Source organism: Olivibacter sp. SA151 (assembly GCF_054130995.1).
In genome coordinates, this window is record NZ_CP096391.1 from 3,289,414 (window position 1) to 3,304,008 (window position 14,595).

Annotated in this window: 15 protein-coding genes; 1 reads left to right on the forward strand and 14 read right to left on the reverse strand. The window is 40.1% G+C overall.

The features are described 5' to 3' along the window. Nucleotides 1-109: 109 nt before the first annotated feature. Together queG and M1D52_RS13595 are read right to left on the reverse strand one after the other, a co-directional pair. The gene (queG, locus tag M1D52_RS13590; protein ID WP_437392802.1) at nucleotides 110-1,045 is read right to left on the reverse strand and encodes a tRNA epoxyqueuosine(34) reductase QueG; all 936 of its coding nucleotides are present in this window, start codon (nucleotides 1,043-1,045) and stop codon (nucleotides 110-112) included. Between the two features lie 54 nt (nucleotides 1,046-1,099). Continuing rightward, complete coding sequence (locus M1D52_RS13595; protein ID WP_013666791.1) at nucleotides 1,100-1,432, reverse strand: TfoX/Sxy family protein; 333 nt, start codon at nucleotides 1,430-1,432, stop codon at nucleotides 1,100-1,102. Nucleotides 1,433-1,629: 197 nt separating this feature from the next. On the opposite strand from M1D52_RS13595, the gene M1D52_RS13600 reads away from it, so the two are divergent. Continuing rightward, nucleotides 1,630-1,968, forward strand: a complete 339-nt coding sequence (locus tag M1D52_RS13600) for a Rieske (2Fe-2S) protein (protein WP_013666790.1) — start codon at nucleotides 1,630-1,632, stop codon at nucleotides 1,966-1,968. Between the two features lies 1 nt (nucleotide 1,969). Here the strand turns inward: M1D52_RS13600 and M1D52_RS13605 are convergent, their stop codons facing one another. The 12 genes from M1D52_RS13605 to M1D52_RS13660 form a co-directional block, all read right to left on the reverse strand. Then, nucleotides 1,970-2,656 carry a sulfite exporter TauE/SafE family protein gene (locus M1D52_RS13605; RefSeq protein WP_437392803.1) on the reverse strand — a complete coding sequence of 229 codons (687 nt, stop codon included), beginning with the start codon at nucleotides 2,654-2,656 and terminating at the stop codon, nucleotides 1,970-1,972. Nucleotides 2,657-2,673: 17 nt separating this feature from the next. Then, nucleotides 2,674-3,087: a FixH family protein gene (locus tag M1D52_RS13610; protein WP_457941569.1), complete on the reverse strand. Its 414-nt coding sequence runs from the start codon at nucleotides 3,085-3,087 to the stop codon at nucleotides 2,674-2,676. A 34-nt stretch (nucleotides 3,088-3,121) separates the two neighbouring features. After that, entirely contained in the window at nucleotides 3,122-4,507 is a 1,386-nt protein-coding gene (gene ccoG / locus M1D52_RS13615; RefSeq protein ID WP_437392805.1) for a cytochrome c oxidase accessory protein CcoG, read from the reverse strand. A 27-nt stretch (nucleotides 4,508-4,534) separates the two neighbouring features. Beyond that, nucleotides 4,535-5,389: a cbb3-type cytochrome c oxidase N-terminal domain-containing protein gene (locus M1D52_RS13620; protein WP_013666786.1), complete on the reverse strand. Its 855-nt coding sequence runs from the start codon at nucleotides 5,387-5,389 to the stop codon at nucleotides 4,535-4,537. Between the two features lie 9 nt (nucleotides 5,390-5,398). Continuing rightward, on the reverse strand, nucleotides 5,399-5,584 hold the full coding sequence (locus tag M1D52_RS13625) for a hypothetical protein (RefSeq protein ID WP_013666785.1): 186 nt from the start codon (nucleotides 5,582-5,584) through the stop codon (nucleotides 5,399-5,401). A 10-nt stretch (nucleotides 5,585-5,594) separates the two neighbouring features. Then, on the reverse strand, nucleotides 5,595-7,706 hold the full coding sequence (ccoN, locus tag M1D52_RS13630) for a cytochrome-c oxidase, cbb3-type subunit I (protein ID WP_437360633.1): 2,112 nt from the start codon (nucleotides 7,704-7,706) through the stop codon (nucleotides 5,595-5,597). 83 nt (nucleotides 7,707-7,789) lie between these two features. Then, nucleotides 7,790-7,987: a cbb3-type cytochrome oxidase assembly protein CcoS gene (ccoS, locus tag M1D52_RS13635; RefSeq protein ID WP_013666783.1), complete on the reverse strand. Its 198-nt coding sequence runs from the start codon at nucleotides 7,985-7,987 to the stop codon at nucleotides 7,790-7,792. Then, nucleotides 7,987-10,383: a heavy metal translocating P-type ATPase gene (locus tag M1D52_RS13640; RefSeq protein WP_437392806.1), complete on the reverse strand. Its 2,397-nt coding sequence runs from the start codon at nucleotides 10,381-10,383 to the stop codon at nucleotides 7,987-7,989. Before M1D52_RS13640 ends, ccoS begins: the two co-directional genes overlap by 1 nt. Nucleotides 10,384-10,386: 3 nt before the next feature. Beyond that, nucleotides 10,387-11,736: an oxygen-independent coproporphyrinogen III oxidase gene (gene hemN / locus M1D52_RS13645; protein WP_437392807.1), complete on the reverse strand. Its 1,350-nt coding sequence runs from the start codon at nucleotides 11,734-11,736 to the stop codon at nucleotides 10,387-10,389. A 9-nt stretch (nucleotides 11,737-11,745) separates the two neighbouring features. Then, the gene (locus M1D52_RS13650; protein WP_013666780.1) at nucleotides 11,746-12,177 is read right to left on the reverse strand and encodes a Rossmann-fold NAD(P)-binding domain-containing protein; all 432 of its coding nucleotides are present in this window, start codon (nucleotides 12,175-12,177) and stop codon (nucleotides 11,746-11,748) included. 138 nt (nucleotides 12,178-12,315) lie between these two features. After that, the gene (locus M1D52_RS13655; protein ID WP_437392808.1) at nucleotides 12,316-13,359 is read right to left on the reverse strand and encodes a response regulator; all 1,044 of its coding nucleotides are present in this window, start codon (nucleotides 13,357-13,359) and stop codon (nucleotides 12,316-12,318) included. A gap of 48 nt (nucleotides 13,360-13,407) precedes the next feature. Further along, complete coding sequence (locus M1D52_RS13660; protein WP_437392809.1) at nucleotides 13,408-14,595, reverse strand: PAS domain-containing sensor histidine kinase; 1,188 nt, start codon at nucleotides 14,593-14,595, stop codon at nucleotides 13,408-13,410.

A 14,595-nucleotide genomic window follows, 5' to 3' on the forward strand; every position in this document is an offset into this window, starting at 1 on the left:
TCATTGACGGTCTGTTTATTTCTAAGGTTTTCATGAACTTACTTTGCCAGTGTCACATTGGCTAATTCGCTAATCATCCCATTGGCTCATTCTTGTCTTTGTCTACCACTTACCGATTATCCAAAAATTTAATATTCCTCGTCAACCCCGAAAATTTTGCCCGCTTGACGGCAGACTTTTTAAAAACGCGTTGAAAAGTTTCCTCAGTAATTTCTTCCCAATCCTTCTTCGTCATCTCCAATAAGTCTGGATGCGGCTTAAAGGACTCTTCCTTATGAGGTTCAGCAAAACGATTCCAAGGACAAACATCTTGGCATACATCGCATCCAAACATCCAGTTGTCCATTTTACCTACAAACTGATCAGGAATCTCGTTCTCAAGTTCAATGGTCAGGTAGGAGATGCACTTACTTCCATCTACAATTTGCGGCGCAACAATAGCCTCCGTAGGGCACGCATCGATGCATCGCGTACAAGTTCCGCAATAGTCTTTTGTGGGAGCAAGGTCGTAATCCAACTCAATATCAACTATCAGTTCACATAAAAAGAAGAAAGATCCTTTTTTTCTATTAATTAAGTTACTGTTTTTGCCAATCCAACCTAAACCCGAACGTTTAGCCCAAGCACGGTCCAGCACCGGAGCCGAATCCACAAATGCCCGTCCTCCTACTTCCCCAATCTCGTCCTGCATAAAGTGCAGTAACGACTTAAGTTTATCTTTAATTACCGTATGATAATCGACGCCATAAGCATATCTGGATATCTTTGGAGAATCTTTATCTATCTGTATATCAGAAGTAAAATAATTGAAACCTAAAGATATAATAGACTTAGCACCTTCCACAAGGAGACGGGGATCCAATCGCTTATCAAAATGGTTTTCCATATAGTACATTTCGCCATGCATTTCCTCCTTTAGCCATTTTTCCAAACGCGGTGCCTCTTCCTCCAAAAAATCAGCTTTGGCAATGCCACAGAAAGCAAAACCTAAGCGCTTTGCTTCATCCTTGATTAATTTCGAATACTTTTCTGCAGCAATTAACATAGTGCAAACTTAGTTAAATCGGGTATTAAATACAATGTAGCAATTACTGCTTGCTTATTGTTGTCGACTCAGCGCTTCGTTATGCTTCAATGATAAGGAGATCCAATGATCAAAAGCAGCTCGATCTTTAAATGCTTCTTCATAGACGAAAACGTAACCTTTCACCAAACGCTTTCCGTGTACCATAGGTTCACAGCCAGGTATTTCTAAGCACTCCTCATAAACAGCTGGTCCGACGCGACACATCAATCGATTTTCTCTCAAGCAGATACACATTTTATCGTTTACTAAAAAACAAATGCCCCCAAACATCGTTTTTTCCTTAATTGTTGGGATATCCATTAAAGCTTCCCTTAGCCTGTTTAATAATTTTTCATTAACTTTCATTGAAATATTACTTTTGATGGCAACAAAACTGATTTTTATCCGACAATACTGAAAATGGACAAGAGATAATATGGATTCGTACTTCTAATATAAAAAATTAAACACAAAATTTAATAACTAACAACTAATAACCAACAACGAATAACTAACAACTAATAACTAATAACTAATAACTAACAACCAACAACGAATAATCCATGCTTTATTGGCACAAGATAGATCCGGATTTGCTCCCTGCCGTAAACACAATTAGAAAAGTTAGGATTGGAGGAAAAACGATATGTTTGATCGACTACGAACAGGAACTTTTTGCTACAAGCTACAAATGCCCACATGCCGGTGCAGATCTAAGCGCAGGCTGGTGTGAAAATAAACAGATCATCTGTCCGTATCACCGGCATGCTTTTGATCTATCTAATGGACATGGAGCAGCCGGGCAAGGTAATTATATTAACGTATATGCCTTGGAAAAACGGGGAGAAGACTGGTATGTAGGTATTAAACGGAATTTTTTTCAACGTATATTCCGCGGGTAATTTAATGACACAGCATTGTTCCTGACTTTGGATAGAGTAGTGGGCTCAAGTAGGCTATATCTAAGTTTGCCCCCCTAAGAATAAACCAGACACCCATTATAAGAAACAAGAATGGAATCAATCCGATAAAATTCAAACGAATTCGTTTTCGAAAATAATGACCGCAAACAAGAGCGATGAGTAGGAGGGGAACTGTTCCTAAACCAAAGAATGCCATAAAAATAAACCCATTAACAGGAGACCCCGTGTTCAAAGCTGCTGCCAAAGCAAGATAAACCATTCCACAAGGAAGCAAGCCATTCAGCAGACCTACAACAAAATGTCCCCCGGGACGTTGGATCCAATAGCCCATTTTATTGAACAACGGTTGCCAAAAAGTGCCTCCATATGAAAATGAGCCTTTTCCATACCGCTGTAAAAAATAATACAGGGCAAATAAGAGCAAGATAATGCCGGTAACAAGACTTATATATTGTTGCCAGCCCCGTATTAAAGTGCCAGCTCCAAGTAATCCCAATACAAAGCCCAAAAGACCATAAGTGAGAATCCTTCCTAACTGATATAACAGATGTATACCTACTTGCTTTGCCCACGATACGTTCATTGCCGGTAAAGCGAACATAAGAGGTCCGCACATGCCTACACAATGAACACTTGAAATTACTCCAATAAAGAAAGCAAGAATCATACTTTAATATTTAAAGTTTAGTTCAAATATAATTGCTCTTCCTGGAGGTAAGGCCGCTGCTGACTTTCCCAATCGAGCTTAATATGCCATACCCCTTTTTTCAGGTTTTTAATTGGGAGACGGTAGACCGACTTTGATGTAATAAAATGAATACGTTGGTCTAAAGATCTGTTGGATGACCTTATAAAATCGACCACTCCCTTATTATTTTCTTCTGCAAAAGAAAGCACCAAACTATCTCTCACGACGTTCAAGGTAACTTTTCGTTGATACCGAACAAGATTTTCCTTCTTTTTATAGACACGCTCATAGTCCAACCCCTTCTCATAATAGTCTGTCTCTTCAAGCGTGTCTGTGTCTTGGTTGACCATATAGATTCCAACAGCAACGATGGATGACATGGCGATGGCCATTCCTATAACGATTCTCATTCCCCAATTCATACCCTAATTATTAATACAATCTTTATTTACGTGAGGCTGCGGGCGGTGCGACAAAATTGGTCCTCATTTTTTTCAGGATTTTCCCTTCAGAACTAATATTTACTACGACATCGGTTTTATATACGTTGATAGATTTTTTAGGTCTTATCAAGAATAGGGAAAACCGTACCGTTTCACCTGGTACCAATACCTTTTTAGCTTGAAGCACTTGAACTGAAAAATGCTTATCAACGCAGCTAAGATCAAAAGGGATATCCTTGGACGATTTATTTGTAAGCTCCATATTATACAGATTGGTAACAGTACCATCATCTCTGAAAATATAACTTGTACCGCTTGCCCGTAGCAAGGTTCCGTCTACTACATTTCTAGTGATCAGCAAGCTCAAAAATACACCGATAAGTACAACCAGAACCGCACTATAAGCAACCACACGTTTATTTTTCTTTTGCGCCGATCCAAATTCAATCTCATTCTGTGAATAAAAACCGATTAGATTTTTTGGACGATGAATTTTTTCCATAACTCCATTGCACACATCAATGCATGCGGTGCAATTAACGCACTCCATCTGAATCCCGTTTCTGATATCTATTCCGGTAGGACATACGTGCACACATAAGTGACAATCCACACAATCACCAAGCAAGTCGGCTTCTTGCCCTTTTCGAATAGGCCCTCTTGGTTCCCCACGTTTATAGTTATAGGCAACGGAAATGCTCTGCTCATCCAGAAGTACCCCCTGCAATCGTCCATAAGGACAAATCGTTGTGCATACAATTTCGCGAACAAAGCTGAATACCGCGTAAAATACGAGCGTAAACAGCATAATGGAAATAAAACCGACGAGATGATTCTGTACGGGTTCGGTTATGATAGAAAAAAGCATATCAATACCGATAATGTAGCTCAAAAATAAATTAGCAACCACGAAGGAAATAAGAAAAAACATGGTATGTTTACTTATTTTTTTCATCAATTTCTCTTTGGTCCAATCCCCTTCATTTAAGCGCCGCTGCTCGTTGGCATCACCTTCTATCCAATATTCAACGCGCCTGAAAACCAATTCCATAAAAATAGTCTGTGGACAGGCCCAGCCACACCAAACCCTCCCATATACAACCGTAAAAAGCACAATGCAGACCATGGCTATCAGCATGCCAAATACAAAAATGTGTAAATCCTGTGGATAAAATACCGCTCCGAAAACACAAAACTTGCGCTCAATTATATTGAACATTAAAAAAGGTTCACCCCCAATTTTGAGAAAGGGAGCTAGTAACAACAGCGTTAACAGGAAATATCCGACATATTGTCGATAGCTGAAAAGTCTACCGGTAACCTTTTTTGCATAAATCCAGCGCCTCTTATTCTTTTGTGTATTGGTTGCTAAGGCCATTTGTTTCATCTGTTCTTTTGTTCATTAGCATATCGCTCAATTCGCGCTTTGATGCTGTTCATTAAGATCTCCCTGGGGAGCCTTTGCATTTGGCGGATTGGTACCCTGAAGTGATAAAATATAATTGGCTACTTGTGCTATTTTAGAAGGTGATAACTGCTGCTCCCAAGCGATCATGCCTTTATCGGGCACGCCGCGTTTTATGGTCTTAAATACGTCTTTTATACTAGCCCCATGAAGCCAATAATTGTCCGTGAGATTCGGACCGATTCCCCCTTCTCCAACGGCACCATGACAAGCAATACAGTTTTGATCGAAGATCGCCTTTCCTTCGGCAATTACCTCCGGACTTTTGTCTACTTCAACGGAATTTTCATCCACATTGTCTACTTGGCTCGCTAAATAGGCTTTACGCTCTTGTTCGGCCACGCGCATTTCCTTCTTATATTCATCGTCTTGATTCATCCCCCAACCAAAAACGTGATAAACGGATAAATAAACGACACCAAATACCATGGTAGCGTAAAAAAGCCCCATAAACCAGGCGGGTGTGGGATTATCCAATTCCCTGATATCATCATAAGCATGGTCAATTACTAAGTCTTCTTCTTCCGAAAGCGGACGTAATCCCATTACATTATTCCACCATTGTTTTAAGTGCGCACGCTTTTCCTTTTGTTTAGCCTTGGTAGCCGCTTTCGCAGCAGCCTCAATTTCAGGCATCATCACATGAACAATCGTCTTAAACGCCTTATTTAGTACGATCGCCGCAATTAGCACCGTCAACACCACGATTAACAGGCTTATCAGTAAAACATCCTGATGGATATTTCCGCTGCCCCAACCCCTTTCGGACGTCGCATTATTTATCTGTAATAATAAGTTATTCATACCTGATCGTTAATCTAAAACCTGTTCGTTTTCCATTTTTTCATTTTCCAGTGGAAGTTGGCTCATGTAATCGCTGTATGGCTTTCTCATGCGAAACAGCCATATGGCCACAAAAACAAAAAACACAAAGAAGATCCATAACGAGAGGATAAGATACCACTCATCTCCTCCTAAATCTATTATTTGCTTAAACATATTTAAATATTTATTTTTCAGTTACTTTTATATCCGTACCTAACCGTTGTAAGTAAGCTATTATGGCAATAATTTCTCGGTCACTTAGCACGTCTACCTCACTTTGTTTCAAATCGTCTACAATAGATTTCGCTTGCTGTAGCAAGTCTTTATTTGCGTAATTTTCATATTCCTTCGGGTAGGGAACGCCCAATTTACGCATGGCTGTAATTTTTGCAGCGGTACTCGCCGTATCTATTTTTTGATTGATCAACCAGGGATATGGAGGCATAATACTCCCTGGTGAGGTGAGGGTAGGATCTAGCAAATGGTCATAGTGCCATTTATTTGGGTATTTTTTACCAACACGATGCAAATCGGGCCCTGTGCGTTTTGATCCCCAAAGAAAAGGGTGGTCATAGACAAATTCGCCAGCCTTACTGTACTCTCCGTATCGAACGGTTTCTGAGCGAAAGGGACGAACGGTCTGTGAGTGACAATTAACGCAACCCTCTCGGATATAAATATCCCGACCTTGAAGCTCTAAAGGGGTGTAGGGCTTCACACTACTGATGGTAGGAACATTCGATGAAATCATGAAGGTTGGCATCATTTCAACCATACCACCGATCAATATAACAATAAGGGCAATGACCATAAAAAGTGCCGGTTTACGTTCCAGTCTTCTATGAATTGATTTCTCATTCGTATGGACGGGAGGAAGCGCCATCGCTTCTGCCGGTTCATTGGCAATTAATTTTCCCTTCTGCATGGTACGAATAAGGTTATAGGTCATTAGTAAAGCACCGCTAAGATATAAAGCACCACCTATTGCCCGCAGCATATGCATAGGAAGGATTTGTAGAGTCGTCGACAGAAAAGTGGGATATTTCAACACACCCTCTGGCGTAAATTCCTTCCACATAAGCCCTTGAACGACCGCGGCCCAGTACATTGGTATGGCATAAAAGAGAATACCAAGGGTACCAACCCAAAAATGCACACTAGCCATTTTTTTAGAGTGTAAAGTCGTGCCATATATCTTCGGAATAGCCCAATATAAAATGGCAAAGGTCATGAAACCATTCCAACCCAATGCACCTACGTGCACATGTGCTACAATCCAATCGGTAAAGTGCGCAATTGCGTTTACCTGTTTTAAAGAGAGCATCGGTCCTTCAAAAGTTGCCATGCCATAAGCCGTTAGTGCAACCACCATAAATTTTAAAGTAGGTTCCGTACGTACCTTATCCCAAGCACCTCTCAAGGTCAATAAACCATTAATCATACCGCCCCAGCTTGGAGCGATCAGCATGATCGAAAACACAACACCTAACGATTGCGCCCAACTTGGCAAAGAGGTATACAGCAAATGGTGTGGCCCGGCCCATATATAGATAAATATGAGTGACCAAAAGTGGAGTATGCTTAGTTTATACGAGTAAACCGGTCTGTTCGCCATTTTTGGAAGAAAATAGTACATCATACCTAAATAGGGTGTTGTCAGAAAAAAAGCCACGGCGTTATGGCCATACCACCATTGTACCAGTGCATCTTGTACTCCTGCATATAAATAATAACTTTTCCAAGCAGCAATCGGTAATTCAACGGAGTTTACAATATGAAGCACTGCAATCGTTACGAAGGTTGCTATATAAAACCAGATGGCAACATACATATGACGCTCGCGTCTTTTGATAATCGTTCCGAACATATTGATACCAAATACGACCCAGATAAGCGTTATCGCAATGTCAATTGGCCATTCAAGCTCAGCATATTCGTGTGAAGTGGTGAAACCGAGCGGTAAAGTGATCGCGGCTGCAAGAATAATCAATTGCCAGCCCCAAAAGTGAATACGGCTCAATAAATCGCTATACATACGGGCCTTGAGAAGGCGCTGTAAGGAGTAGTAGACGCCCATGAAAATTCCGTTACCGACAAAGGCGAAAATAACGGCATTGGTATGTAGAGGTCGTATTCTTCCGAAGGTTGTAAAGGGTGTATTAAAATTCATGAAAGGCCAGACTAATTGTACTGCTACGAGAAGTCCGACAGACATGCCTACAATTCCCCAGAAAATAGTGGCTATACCAAAATTTCTTACAATTTTGTTATCGTAATTGAATGTTTCAAGCTGCATAGTTTAGTATTTTTACGGAGGTAAAAGTACGATGGTCCAAATAGCCGACGAGTGATATTGATCGGACTAAAAGGTGATTGTTATCACTTATTTAATTCGCTCTCATCTACCCCTTTTTCGTTTTCTTGCCCATCGAAAATAACATCATCTTCGAAAAGAATACGTATGGCCGGGGTGTAGGTATCATCGTGTTGTCCATTCTTATTCGCCCAAAAAAAAGCGCCTAAAAAGAATAACGCGATGAACACACTACAAGCTATCAAAAAGAATATTGCGCTCATTACAAAGTATATTTACGAGCATAAAGCCTGGTTGTCAAACTGGTGAAACTAATAATGGTGATGGTGCTTAAAGGCATTAAAATCGCAGCTAACAAGGGCGATAGATTGCCTTGTGTCGCGAAATACATACCCACTATATTGTATAGAAGGGAAATAGCAAAACTACAGTAAATAATATGCATTGCTTTTTTTGAAAATCCGAGAAACCGACAGAACTTACTAAAAGATGTTCCGCTCATAATGGCATCACAAGCCGGTGAAAAATTATTAACGTCATCACTCACCGCTAGTCCTAAATCGGCACACTTGAGGGCTCCTGCATCATTTAAACCATCACCGATCATCGCAACTTTTTTTCCATTTTGCTGTAAGCCGCTTATATAATGCAACTTGTCGGCCGGTAGCTGATTAAAATTCAAATAATCTCGCTGAGGAAAAATAGACGATAAGACGCTTGAATCTCGATCAACATCCCCTGATAACAAATGTAGTTCGTACGAACTGCTGAGTACTTTGATAAGCGATTCCAGTCCATCTCGCCATTTTTGCCCCATGGAGAAAACACCTCTTACACGTCCACCAATTCGTACATAGGTGCCAGGCCCTTTATAGAACTGCTCATCGGTACCAACAACAAAAGAATAACTTCCGATTAAAACTTCCTTATTTTTTATGATCGCCCGTATTCCCTTTCCCGGTATTTCAGCATAAGAGCTTATCGGCAACATTTCGCAAGTACCCTGTAATGATTGAACTATTTTACGACTGAGTGGATGGTTGGAATTTCGACATACAGAAAACACCATGGATGCTTCCGTAGCTGGCAAGCTATCTTTGAATGGGAGTTCCTCCTGATGAAGCGTACTGATGGTCCCTGTTTTGTCAAACACCAGCGTGTCGATCCCCGCCATTTTTTCAATAGCCAATGTATCCTTCATAAATAGACCATTCCGATCAAAAACGCTAAGTACCGCTGATAGCGTAAACGGTGAGCTTAAAGCCAGTGCACAGGGACAACCGATAATGAGAACGGCCGTAAAGGCCGACCATGCTCGCCCGGGTTCGCCTATGTAAAACCAAAAAAATAAGCTTATAAAAGCAATCAATAAGAGAATGGGTGTAAAATAACGACTGATTTTATTGCTGAACGATTGAAAGGAAACTTGCCCTTTCTTATTTTTCTGATCATTCCAAAGGCTTGTTAAATAACTTTGTGACACGGGTTTCACCACCTCCAATTCAATTGCTTGTTCGGTTTGTTTGCCACCTGCATAAATAATTTCGCCAAGTATTTTATCAACAGGGTTTGATTCACCAGTGACAAAACTGAAATCAATACAGGCAGCTCCTTTTAACAAAATCGCATCTGCCGGAATAATTTCATTGTTTCTGATCAAAATACGATCACCAACCTGTAACGCGGACAATGCCACTGTTTTTTCTTCACCTGCATCAATTTTGGTAACCGCTACCGGAAAGTAAGATCGGTAGTCTCTTTCAAATGAAAGATGATGATACGTCTTTTGTTGTACCCATCGCCCAATCAGTAAAAAGAATAGTAAGCCACAAAGTGTATCGGAAAACCCGGCTCCCGAGCCAGTTAAAATCTCCCACACAGAGCGAAGAAAAAGAACGATTATACCTAAAGTGAGCGGAATATCTAAGTTTAGACGCCCTTGCCGGATACTTTTAATACTAGAAACGAAATAATCTTGCCCGCTATAGAGCATAATGGGCAAGGTAAAAAGCAAATTGACGACACCAAATAGCTGGGCATAGTTTCTCTCAAAAGTCCCTAGTCCAAAATACTCCGGAAAACTGATCATCATTGAATTGCCAAAACAAAAACCCGCAACAGCTATTTTTCTCACCAGTCTATTGCTGTCTTTTTTCTTCCTTTTCGACGATGTGTCTTTCAGGGTAATGATCGGTGCATAACCGATTTCTGTGAGTAGTTCAACTAGTTGCTTTAGTTTTATGATGTCGTGACAAAATGTAATACGTACCTCTTTCCGTAGAAAATCGGCTCGTGTGTTGGTTATACCTCGATGAAGCTTATGAAGTTTTTCCAATAACCATATGCAAGAACTACAATGTATAGTAGGGACATAAAAGGTAACGACGGCTATATGATCATCTTTATAGTCCAACAAGCTATTTGCGATGCCTTCATCTTCCAAATAAAAGTACTGGCTCTTATCTTTACGGACGGAGATGCCTGGATGTGTATTGTACTTGTAATAATGCGTAAGTTTATGCTGGTTTAATACCTGATAAACGCTTTTGCAACCTAAGCAACAGAAATCATGGCCGTCAACCTCATAATTCGCTTTTACAACTACGTCACCACAATGGAAACAATGCTGTTCCTTTTGTATGTCCTTAAGCGGGGTCATATCTTATACAGCTTTACTAAATAATGGTTTATTTGCCGTTTCAGCATGATGATATTCGTCAAAAGCCATACAAATAACGCGTAGGAATGACTTACCAAGATCTGTTACAATCAGTTCTTTTGCTCCAAGTAAAACTAAACCATCTGCAATAAGCGGTTTTAGCCTTTTTAGAACTCCCGGTGAACCTTGTACGTCAGACAAAGGAAGCCTACCTTCACACATCAGGCGAAGTATCTGTTTTTTTACGGAAAGATCGTGCTCCGTTTGTAAATGGCCTTTTTGAAGCGGAAACTGTCCTTTTTCGACCATGCCTCGGTATTCTTCTACTGTTTTTACATTTTGGGCGTAGGCTGTTCCTACATCACTGATCGCCGAAACACCCAGTCCCAATAGGAGGGAAGGCCTGATATCGGTATACCCCATAAAGTTGCGATGAAGTTTACCTACTCTAGCTGCAAGTGCTAAACTATCGGTCGGAAAAGCAAAGTGGTCCATGCCAATATCTATGTAGCCCGCATTTACAATCATCTCCTTTCCAACATAATAGAGTTCCAATTTTGCTTCATCCGATGGCAGATCATCTTCCGTATATAGGCGCTGCCCCGGTTTCATCCATGGAACATGCGCATAACTATAAAAAGCGATTCGATCCGGATGCATAGCGATAGTCATTTGAATGGTGTCTTTAATCCGCAACAAAGATTGCTTTGGTAAGCCATAAATAAGATCAAAATTGATCGATGTATAACCGATTCGTCTTGCTTCTTGCGTAACACGAATAACGTCCGCAGGGCTTTGTTTTCTATTGATTATACGTTGCACTTCGGCGTCAAAATCCTGAATTCCTAAACTTAAACGTCGAAACCCCAGCGCAAACAATGCATCCAGGTGTTCACGTGTTGTATTTGCAGGGTGGGCTTCAAAAGAAAAAGCTGCATGTTCATCAACATGCGCATACTGGATAATTTCTTTGATGAGATAGCTTAAGTTCTCCGGACTAAAAAAAGTCGGGGTTCCACCTCCTAAATGAAGATCTACAATTTTTGGTTTTACGCTCATTTGTGCCAAATACAGTTGCCATTCTTGAAGTACCGAATCGATATAAGGTCTCTCTACGCTATGACTTTTTGTAATCCGTGTATTACAACCACAATAGGTACATAATCGCTCACAGTAGGGTAGATGTATATACAAACTGATTTCACCGACCACATTAGCGGCAACTCGCATAGCTGATACCCACTGGTCAACTGTCCAATCAGTAGTTACCCAATATGGGACAGTCGGATAACTCGTATAACGCGGTGCAGCTATATTATATTTTTTCGCGCAGTTGATCAATTGCTTTTCCATACTACTTTGCTAGATTTCTTCTGTATCATGTTTATTCGTACTAATGCAGTCATGACAGCAACAGGCACGGCCGACACAGCGGCCAGCCTCCCATAAATCTAAATTGTGAATGGTCTGTTTGGCTGTATTTTCAATCGACTGATCGTTGCTGGGATTATTGGCTACTTTAATACCTAGTTCCGCAGCACTTGCTAAGTCGATATGGGCAGTTGATTTCGATCGGGTGATCACATGCTTTACGCCCATTTGTTTGAGAGAAATAAGTAAGGACTTGTCCAAAACATCTGTTCCGGAAATAATAATAACAGTCTTTCCTGCGCAATAAGGTAGAGTGGAAGCATTCAACGCATTCGAAATAAGCGTTAAATCATGCGTTTTGGCATTTGATCGAACAAGGTGTTCTTTTTCATCGACATTTATACTGTAAGCGGTGGCTTTCATAGTGCTGATTCGTTATCGCTATTTTTATAGCGCCTAAACAAAGCTAAATTGAATCGAGCACGAACACGATGAATCCTGTCATACAAAAAAGTAATATTCATTACTTTTTTGTATGACAGGATAAACACACTTCAATAATTATTGTTTAATGGTACTCAGCTTAGAAATGGAACGAATACGAATTGCATTCCCCTCTTTTGAAAGTAATTTTTCCTCTTTAAAATCCGCTAAGGTCCGGCTAATCGTTTCATTAGCTGTTCCCGCGAGGGCTGCCAGATCATCCCTGGAAATACGGATCACACATTCGTCGGCATTTTGGTCTCCTAAAAATTTTTTCGATACAACCACCAAGGCATCGGCAACCCTTTTTCGTACGGTGTGATAGGCCAACCGTAATAATTGCTCCTCCTTTTCCCGTATGTTTTCAGAAAGTAAACCAATAAATTTCTGAGCAATGGCCGGATTTTGGTATAGCAGCTCAAAAAATACATCCTTATTAATCAAACATAGTTCCGTTTCCTCAATCGTTTGGGTATTATCAGAATATTTTTCGTGTGCCAAAAGTGCCTCATAACCAAAGTAATCCCCCGTTGTAAAGATATTAGTAGATAATTCGCGTCCATCATGATAAAAGAGATAGCTCCTAACTTTTCCGGATTTAACCTTGTAGATATAAAGTGGATTATCCCCTTCCTCATAAATGCTCTGCTTTTTTTTATAATTTTTTGCCCTTCCTTTAAGATGCAAATCGTTGAGGAGATGATTTTGATCTTCTTCACTTGCTATATGCAAGGGCTTCCTTTTATCAGTAATCTCCTTCTTTCTAAGTCTCGTTTCGATCGCATTAAGCAATTCTACATCATCAAAAGGTTTCGTCAGGTAATCATCGGCCCCCATTTCCATTGCTTTTCGCATATCGGCACGCTCTGCCTTTGCTGTAAGGAAAATAAAGGGAATGCTTGCAGTTTCCTGATGCTTTCCTAATAGGAACAAAACACCGTAACCATCCAGGTTAGGCATCATAATATCGCAAAGTATAATATCAGGTTTATTTTTTAGCGCCAGTTCAACACCTGATCTGCCTTCTGTAGCACTAAACACCCGATACCCGGCCAGTTCCAAAATCTCCACTGTGCTTTCTCTAATATCATCGTTATCTTCAATGATCAATACGTTTTTCATGAAAACTATTTTTTATCTGCTTACCAAAGACATGAAACCATTAACTAATTAATTTTTAAAGATCAATGTAAAAGTCGTTCCTTTATTAACTTCGCTCTTACACATTACTTCACCTTTCATTAAATGTACGTATCGCTTTACGATATTCAATCCAAGCCCCGTCCCTGGAATATTTCCTGTGTTATTCGCTCTAAAAAAGGGTTCAAACAGGTTTTTTTGTTCATCAAATGGAATTCCTATCCCATTATCTTTGATCGTAATAGTACAGGAATCTCCGTTTATTTCGCTATTGAACTCAATAAACGTGTTTTCGCCCGAATATTTAATAGCGTTTGAAATGAGATTAAGAATGCTATTCTTAAGAAGATTTGGGTCGATCCGAAATTTGCCAATCTCGCCGGTATGCTGGTAAACAATATGTTGATTCTGCTTTGCCAAAAGCTGCATTTCTTCAATAATATCTTCTGCTAATCTGATTAAATTGACTTCTTCCTCAACAGCAGTGACTTTTCCTGCTTCCAGACGTTCCAAGGATAGAAAATCGTTGAGAATATTCGTAAGCAATTGAACGGACCCTTTAATTTTGTTCGTATGCTTGGTAATATTATCAAAATCACGTTTGTCCAGATACTTTTCAATTAAAGATGCTGAAAGTTGTACGGAGCTAAGGGGAGTTCTAAATTCATGAGAAGCCATAGAAACAAATCGGGATTTCATTTGGTTAAGATCCTTTTCCTTTTCTAAAGATAGGCTAACATCCGCTTTAGCTTCCTCTAACTCACCAATCAGTTTAATAAGATCCTTGGTTCGTTCTGTAACCTTCATCTCTAGTTCCGCGGTATATTCTTTCAATTTCTCTTCAGCCTCTTTTTGCTTAGAAAGATCATGAATAAAACCCGTAAAGATTTTCCGATCTTTATAATTCACTTCACTTACTGCTAAACGAAACGGAAAGGTCGTCCCATCTCGACGTTTTCCTCTTACTTCACGACCTATTCCTATAATATGTTTTACACCGGTCGTCAGGTAATTGTGGATATATGAATCATGCCGACTGCGGTCGGGTTCGGGCATTAACATCGAGATATTATTACCAATGATTTCGCTGTTATCGGAGTAACCGAATAAGGCCATAGCAGCCGGATTGATTGACTCTACAATCCCTTTGTTGTCAATTGTAATAATACCATCAATCGCATTGCGAATAATCGCCTCAAGTAATTTCCCTGTTTCCAT

Bases quoted from the DNA above. Each gene is read 5' to 3' on its own strand.
- M1D52_RS13640 (WP_437392806.1), bottom strand. From the start codon at position 10,383: ATGACCCCGCTTAAGGACATACAAAAGGAACAGCATTGTTTCCATTGT.
- M1D52_RS13650 (WP_013666780.1), bottom strand. From the start codon at position 12,177: ATGAAAGCCACCGCTTACAGTATAAATGTCGATGAAAAAGAACACCTT.
- M1D52_RS13605 (WP_437392803.1), bottom strand. From the start codon at position 2,656: ATGATTCTTGCTTTCTTTATTGGAGTAATTTCAAGTGTTCATTGTGTA.
- M1D52_RS13610 (WP_457941569.1), bottom strand. From the start codon at position 3,087: ATGAGAATCGTTATAGGAATGGCCATCGCCATGTCATCCATCGTTGCT.
- M1D52_RS13660 (WP_437392809.1), bottom strand. From the start codon at position 14,595: ATGGAAACAGGGAAATTACTTGAGGCGATTATTCGCAATGCGATTGAT.
- hemN (WP_437392807.1), bottom strand. From the start codon at position 11,736: ATGGAAAAGCAATTGATCAACTGCGCGAAAAAATATAATATAGCTGCA.
- queG (WP_437392802.1), bottom strand. From the start codon at position 1,045: ATGTTAATTGCTGCAGAAAAGTATTCGAAATTAATCAAGGATGAAGCA.
- M1D52_RS13620 (WP_013666786.1), bottom strand. From the start codon at position 5,389: ATGAATAACTTATTATTACAGATAAATAATGCGACGTCCGAAAGGGGT.
- M1D52_RS13595 (WP_013666791.1), bottom strand. From the start codon at position 1,432: ATGAAAGTTAATGAAAAATTATTAAACAGGCTAAGGGAAGCTTTAATG.
- M1D52_RS13600 (WP_013666790.1), top strand. From the start codon at position 1,630: ATGCTTTATTGGCACAAGATAGATCCGGATTTGCTCCCTGCCGTAAAC.
- ccoS (WP_013666783.1), bottom strand. From the start codon at position 7,987: ATGAGCGCAATATTCTTTTTGATAGCTTGTAGTGTGTTCATCGCGTTA.
- ccoN (WP_437360633.1), bottom strand. From the start codon at position 7,706: ATGCAGCTTGAAACATTCAATTACGATAACAAAATTGTAAGAAATTTT.
- M1D52_RS13655 (WP_437392808.1), bottom strand. From the start codon at position 13,359: ATGAAAAACGTATTGATCATTGAAGATAACGATGATATTAGAGAAAGC.
- M1D52_RS13625 (WP_013666785.1), bottom strand. From the start codon at position 5,584: ATGTTTAAGCAAATAATAGATTTAGGAGGAGATGAGTGGTATCTTATC.
- ccoG (WP_437392805.1), bottom strand. From the start codon at position 4,507: ATGAAACAAATGGCCTTAGCAACCAATACACAAAAGAATAAGAGGCGC.